The sequence below is a fragment of the Pseudomonas sp. P4_B3 genome, from assembly GCF_056402295.1.
Genome location: NZ_JBFUHR010000046.1, coordinates 1 through 5,695 on the forward strand (window position 1 = coordinate 1; position 5,695 = coordinate 5,695).

Consider the following 5,695-nt stretch of genomic DNA (forward strand, 5'->3'; position numbering starts at 1 on the left):
GTTGTGCAGGGCAAGGCGCGAGAAGCGCAGTTTGGTCATTCCAAATCAGCTTCGAGCAACACAGCCCTGCACAACAGCAGGCCCGGCCCTTCGGGTTGTGCCTTAAAGCTGGCCATGCTGCGTTGCAGGCCTTGGAAAGGGAACAACCATTCCCAGCGGCCTACGCCTTGCCTGGACAGCTTTAAGGCGACAACGCGGTGGGGAAACTAATTGAGAACGCCCCCGCTCGTAACAGCGGCGAATCCTCAGGCAGATGCACGAGTAACGCCGCCGGGCGAACCGAGAAACGCAAGTTGTCCCCTTCCAGGGCAGGCGCGCACGAATAAACATGCTGTCGACGCCAGAAGCCCCCCGCCGTTAAAAGTCGCAAGAAAACGAATTACTTCCAGTCGGACAGTCTTGATCCCCCCACACGGCAGGATTTTTCTTACAAAAAGTGAGGAATCGGCTCAATTGACCGGAAACCTGAATTGGTAGACTTTTGGGGGCTACAGCAGGACACCACAAGGACGTGCCATGCAAAGCCAAAACCTCGGATCACCGGCCATTTCGGTCCTGCCGCTCACAGATAATAAAAATGCAGGCCATCGAGCTGAATACCGCAACAGCACAAAAGCCACGGGAGAAGTTGATATGGAACCTCGCGTCACCGAGCTGGAAACACACCTCAAGAGCTTACGCAGGGACATGGATGAAGTCCTGGATGACGTCAAATCCATCAAGCACAGGCTTGCCTATTCCGCCTGCGGAACAGCCGTGATCCTCGGCCTCCTTGGCTGGATCGCCAATAGCCGTTTCGAGCAGGTTATTTCATTGCTTCTGGCGCATTGAGTGGCCTTCAACACAAAACCCGGTTCAATCAACCGGGTTTTGTGTGACCAAGCCGCTGAAACTATCAGCTCAGAACTTCACTCAGCGGAATGAAGGAAACGCTATCGCCCTGAACCAGCGTGCGACCTTCCAGGACTTCTACCAATCCATCAGCCCAGGCAGCGCTACGCAGTACGCCAGAACTCTGGTTTTTGTAGATCGTCGCCCTGCCGTTTTCCAGCCGTCCGCGCAAATACTCACGCCGATTGCCAGGTTGGAGCCAGTCAAACCCTGCCGGCACCTGCACCTTCAACGGCTCGACTTCTTCTACACCCTGACGGCGCAGGAGATAGGGCCTGGTCAACAATGCAAAAGTCACGAGGGTCGATGCCGGATTGCCCGGCAAGCCAATCACCGGCACACCGCGAAAATGTCCGAAGGTCAACGGTTTACCGGGCTTGATGGCGAGTTTCCACAGCGTCAATTCGCCCTCTTCGCGCAAGACGATACCCAGAAAATCGGCTTCCCCTACCGATACGCCACCGGTCGAAAGGATCAGGTCGACATCCTTCAATTCACCCAATCGGGAACGAGTGGTTTCCAGATTGTCCGCAAGAATGCCCGCGTCGACGACCTCACACCCCAAACGCTGCAACCAGCTGCACAACAACACCCGGTTGCTGTTGTAGATCTGTCCCGGCCCCAGCGTCTGCCCAGGCTCAATCAATTCGTCGCCGGTGGACAGCACCGCCACACGCACCTTGCGAACCACCTCCAGCTCAGCGCACCCCAATGAGGCAGCCAATCCTTGCTCGATCGGCCCCAACCGCGTACCTGCCGGCAGAATCAGCTCGCCGACGGTGGTTTCCTGGCCTTGCGGACGGATGTTCTGACCTTGGGTCAAGGCTTCAGTGAAACGTACTCGCTCATCCGCCTGAACCTCGACATTTTCCTGCATCTCGACGCAATCGGCACCGGCGGGAACAGGCGCCCCGGTGAAAATGCGCGCACAGGTTCCTGGCAGCAACGGATCGGGGGCCTGGCCAGCAAACACCTTCTGACTGACCACCAACGGCTCTCCCGTCCAGTCCGCCATGCACAAGGCAAAACCATCCATGGCACTGTTGGGCCAGGGTGGCAGGTCAAGGGTCGACACCAGGTCTTCAGCCAGTACACGCCCCTGTACCTGTGCCAACGGCAAGCGTTCGCGCTCGACAATCCTTGTAGCCTCGGCCATTTCCAGCAAGCGTGCCAACGCCTGCTCGACGGGCATCAGGCTGCCAGTCTTGCCAGGCTTACCCACGGGATTCACAAGGCGCTGCCTGTTTCAAGTGAGGCACGAAATTGCACGGCCGATGCCGCGAATCCAGTTGCTCGGCCAGTATGCCGTCCCAACCGGTGCGCACGGCATTGGTGGAGCCCGGCAAGCAGCAAACCAGCGTGCCGTTGGCCAGACCGGCCAACGCCCGGGACTGAACGGTCGAAGTGCCGATATCGGCAACCGAGATCTGGCGGAACAGTTCACCAAATCCATCAACCTGTTTGTCCAGCAGGCAGCCGACGGCTTCGGGTGTGCTGTCACGCCCGGTAAAACCGGTGCCGCCGGTGATCAGCACAACCTGTACGACATCGTCGGCAATCCAGTTGGCGACTTGCGCGCGAATTTTGTAGAGGTCATCTTTGAGCAACACCCGGGCTGCCAGGTAATGACCGGCGGCGGTCAAGCCGTCGACAAAGACCTGACCTGAGGTGTCGGTTTCCAGTGTGCGGGTATCGCTGACAGTCAGCACTGCAATATTCAGCGGTGCGAAAGGTACATCAGCCTTGGCTTTCATAGGCTCGTCCAGTTGTAGGAGAAACAGCCCGGTGTTATATCACAGCGCTCCGTTTTTTCGCCGCTCCCATGGAGACCTGCCATGACCTCGAATTCACAATTGCCACCCTGCTCCATTCTGCTCCTGGCGGGCGGTCGCGGCCAACGTATGGGTGGTCGGGACAAAGGGTTGCTGGACTGGCAGGGCGAACCCCTGATTGCACATCTGCATCGCAAGACCCGCCCGCTGAGCGATGACCTGATCATCTCCTGCAATCGCAACCTTGAGAAGTACGCGCCCTACGCCGACCAGTTGGTCCACGATGATGAAGGTGACTTCCCCGGGCCGCTGGCCGGTATTCGCGCTGGCCTGAAAGCTGCTCGCCATAGCCATCTGCTGGTCTTGCCCTGTGACGTTCCGGGCATCGATGCGGCGCTGATCGACAATATGCGCGAGACCGCCAACCTGCATCCGGACAAGCCGCTGATGGTGCGGCATGATGACCACTGGGAACCGTTGTTGTGCGTGATTCCTGTGCTACACAGGGCAGCATTTGAAAACGCCTGGAACGAAGGTGAGCGCAGCCCTGGCCGGTTGATGCGCAAGCTCGGTGCGACCGCACTGCAATGCCCCGACAAGGACCCTCGGCTGGCCAACCTCAACACGCCGGAACTGTTAAGCGGTCACGACACTGTGTCAGACTGAGATTAATCAGGAACTTGCGCGAATGGTGCACGTCTCAAGTTCGGTAACCAAAGATTTCTTATTCGGAGAAACACACTCATGACTCAACGGACCCTCGCCACTTTCATGCTTGCACTCGGCCTCGCCACCCTCGCCGGTTGCGCATCGCCTACGGTGATCACCTTGAATGACGGTCGCGAAATCCAGGCCGTCGACACGCCACAGTTCGACAAGGATTCCGGTTTCTACGAATTCGAACAGCTCGACGGCAAACAGACCCGCATCAACAAAGACCAGATTCGTACCGTTAAAGAGCTGTAATCCGGGCACTGCCGGATACAGAAAAGCCCGCTTGATGCGGGCTTTTTCATGCCTGAAGGACAGCGCTTCAGAGTTGCTTATTAATCACCATTGCAGGGTGATCTCACTCTCGAACTCTCGCGCCTGGCCTGTGACCGGATCGAGAAACTTCAGACCCTGAGCCAGCAGTTTCAAAGGATTGGCGTAGTCATCCTGCGCATCCTTGAGCACCTCTGGGTAAAACGGGTCGTTGCAGATACCGGCACCCAACGCTGCCATATGTACTCGCAGCTGATGTTTCTTGCCCGTCACCGGGTAAAGACCATAACGCCAGAGATCCCCCTGTTTCTCCCTGACTTCGACCGCCGTCTCGGTGTTGCTGGCCCCTGGCCCCTCCTGCATGCGGAAGAACGGTTCGCCATCGACCAGTCGGCTTCTATGAACCAGCGGGAAAGCAAGTTCAGGCAACGCCGCAGCGATGGCCTCGTAACGCTTTTCGATTTGCCGGGTTGGAAACAACGACTGATAAGCCGAACGACTCTGCGGATTGGCGGAAAACAGCACCAGCCCTGCGGTATGTCGGTCGATGCGATGCAATGGCACCAGGTGCGGATTGCCCAGGCGCCGGATCAAGCGCCTGAGTAGCGTCTGTTCGACATATTCGCCAGCCGGCGTTACGGGCAGAAAGTGCGGTTTGTCGGCCACCACCAGATGCTCGTCCGCGTACAGGATCGACTCGATCACCGGGATCGGCTTTTCATCCGGCACTTCGCGAAAATAATGAATCCGCAAACCTTCCTTGTAGGCCAGATCGAGGGCTATCGGCATGCCCTGCCCATCGAGGACCCGGCCACGGGCAATTCTGTCCAGCCATTGTTCACGACCGATGGCGCTGAAATGCTCACACAGGCAATCGACTACGGTCTGCCACGGGCCAGGTGGCAAGTAGAGCGTACTGGCCTGGCTGTGTGCCGCGGAAAAAGATGAAGTGGACATACGAAAGCTCTAACCCTCAGTGCAGGGCGGCATTATCCAACAGCAGGGGGGAAGGAACCTAGAGAAGATTCCTCAAGCCGGGATCTGTGTGCGCGCCGCCGCTTCGGTGTACTCCTTGAGCCAGCGCAGTACATCGACCGCTTCCCAGCGAGCGGGGTCGTACAGGGCGTACAACAATCCCTGATAACCCACGACATCGAGTTGCCGGTGATAACCCGCGCGTTGAAACAAGGCTTCGATTTCTGCGAAACAGGTATTGAAATGCGTTTTGTTGAAGGGCGTTTTCCCCTCGGTCACCAGACCATCCAGACGCAACTCAAGGACAGCCTCGCGCACGACGTCTGCGGACATCCGGTTCACGCTGTTCTTCAACTGTTCGACATTGACCACGATTCATCCCTCTCACGCCCGGGCTTGCCTGCTCACTCCCGAAAATCAGGAGCGGCAAGGCAGGCACCGCGAATAACTGTATACGCATACAGTATCCGATCAACACCGAATAAGCCAAGGGGATCAATCGCAAAGTTCGACAGACGGGACATACCACCAGCGCAAAAGCCGCTCAATGCAGGAACGCCACCACCTGATCGGCACTGAACGGCCAGCCCAGTTCAGCACCGGTATCGACTCGCCGCAACACCGGAATACGCAGGCTGTAGGCTGCGAACCACGTTTCATCGTCGGCGATATCCACCAGTTCCACCAGCAGGCCGCGCTCGACAAACTCCATCAACATGGCTTCGGCTACTTCACAGAGATGGCATCCAAGGGTGCCGAACAGCTGACATTCGGGAAGCATGAGCGCTCAACCAGATAATGAATTGACCATTCTAGGCCTGCCCCGAAAAACCGTCGAGCCATTGAGCCCCGCCCCAGGGGGCGTTCTCAATTAGTTTCCCTACCGCGTTGTCGCCTTAAAGCTGGCCAGGCAAGGCGTAGGCCGCTGGGAATGGTTGTTCCCTTTCCAAGGCCTGCAACGCAGCATGGCCAGCTTTAAGGCACAACCCGAAGGGCCGGGCCTGCTGTTGTGCAGGGCTGTGTTGCTCGAAGCTGATTTGGAATGACCAAACTGCGCTTCTCGCGCCTTGCCC

8 protein-coding genes and 1 pseudogene are annotated in these 5,695 nt (G+C 57.8%); 3 read left to right on the top strand and 6 right to left on the bottom strand.

Annotation, left to right across the window (positions count from 1 at the left end; translation table 11 throughout):
• Nucleotides 1–181: 181 nt before the first annotated feature.
• Nucleotides 182–342: pseudogene (locus tag AC1DWG_RS30305) on the bottom strand (hypothetical protein); the annotation flags it as partial.
• A 174-nt stretch (nt 343–516) separates the two neighbouring features.
• On the opposite strand from AC1DWG_RS30305, the gene AC1DWG_RS30310 reads away from it, so the two are divergent.
• Nucleotides 517–831 carry a hypothetical protein gene (locus tag AC1DWG_RS30310; RefSeq protein WP_477754956.1) on the top strand — a complete coding sequence of 105 codons (315 nt, stop codon included), beginning with the start codon at nt 517–519 and terminating at the stop codon, nt 829–831.
• A gap of 64 nt (nt 832–895) precedes the next feature.
• On the opposite strand, the gene AC1DWG_RS30315 is transcribed toward AC1DWG_RS30310, so the two are convergent.
• Entirely contained in the window at nt 896–2,122 is a 1,227-nt protein-coding gene (locus tag AC1DWG_RS30315) for a molybdopterin molybdotransferase MoeA (RefSeq protein WP_477788761.1), read from the bottom strand.
• On the bottom strand, nt 2,106–2,645 hold the full coding sequence (gene moaB / locus AC1DWG_RS30320) for a molybdenum cofactor biosynthesis protein B (protein ID WP_223456911.1): 540 nt from the start codon (nt 2,643–2,645) through the stop codon (nt 2,106–2,108). The genes AC1DWG_RS30315 and moaB overlap by 17 nt, the downstream gene beginning before the upstream one ends.
• Before the next feature lie 81 nt (nt 2,646–2,726).
• Here moaB and mobA point away from each other — a divergent pair, with 81 nt between their 5' ends.
• Complete coding sequence (gene mobA / locus AC1DWG_RS30325; protein ID WP_477760123.1) at nt 2,727–3,329, top strand: molybdenum cofactor guanylyltransferase MobA; 603 nt, start codon at nt 2,727–2,729, stop codon at nt 3,327–3,329.
• A 78-nt stretch (nt 3,330–3,407) separates the two neighbouring features.
• On the top strand, nt 3,408–3,629 hold the full coding sequence (locus tag AC1DWG_RS30330) for a YgdI/YgdR family lipoprotein (RefSeq protein WP_090457042.1): 222 nt from the start codon (nt 3,408–3,410) through the stop codon (nt 3,627–3,629).
• A gap of 84 nt (nt 3,630–3,713) precedes the next feature.
• On the opposite strand, the gene AC1DWG_RS30335 is transcribed toward AC1DWG_RS30330, so the two are convergent.
• The 3 genes from AC1DWG_RS30335 to AC1DWG_RS30345 all read right to left on the bottom strand — a co-directional run bounded on the left by AC1DWG_RS30335 (nt 3,714) and on the right by AC1DWG_RS30345 (nt 5,403).
• The gene (locus AC1DWG_RS30335) at nt 3,714–4,604 is read right to left on the bottom strand and encodes a pseudouridine synthase (protein WP_477788762.1); all 891 of its coding nucleotides are present in this window, start codon (nt 4,602–4,604) and stop codon (nt 3,714–3,716) included.
• Between the two features lie 72 nt (nt 4,605–4,676).
• A complete protein-coding gene (locus AC1DWG_RS30340) occupies nt 4,677–4,994 on the bottom strand; it encodes a hypothetical protein (protein WP_008020364.1) in 318 nt (105 codons plus the stop codon).
• Between the two features lie 172 nt (nt 4,995–5,166).
• Nucleotides 5,167–5,403, bottom strand: coding sequence for a glutaredoxin family protein (locus tag AC1DWG_RS30345; protein ID WP_477788763.1), 237 nt, complete (start codon nt 5,401–5,403; stop codon nt 5,167–5,169).
• Nucleotides 5,404–5,695: the final 292 nt, after the last annotated feature.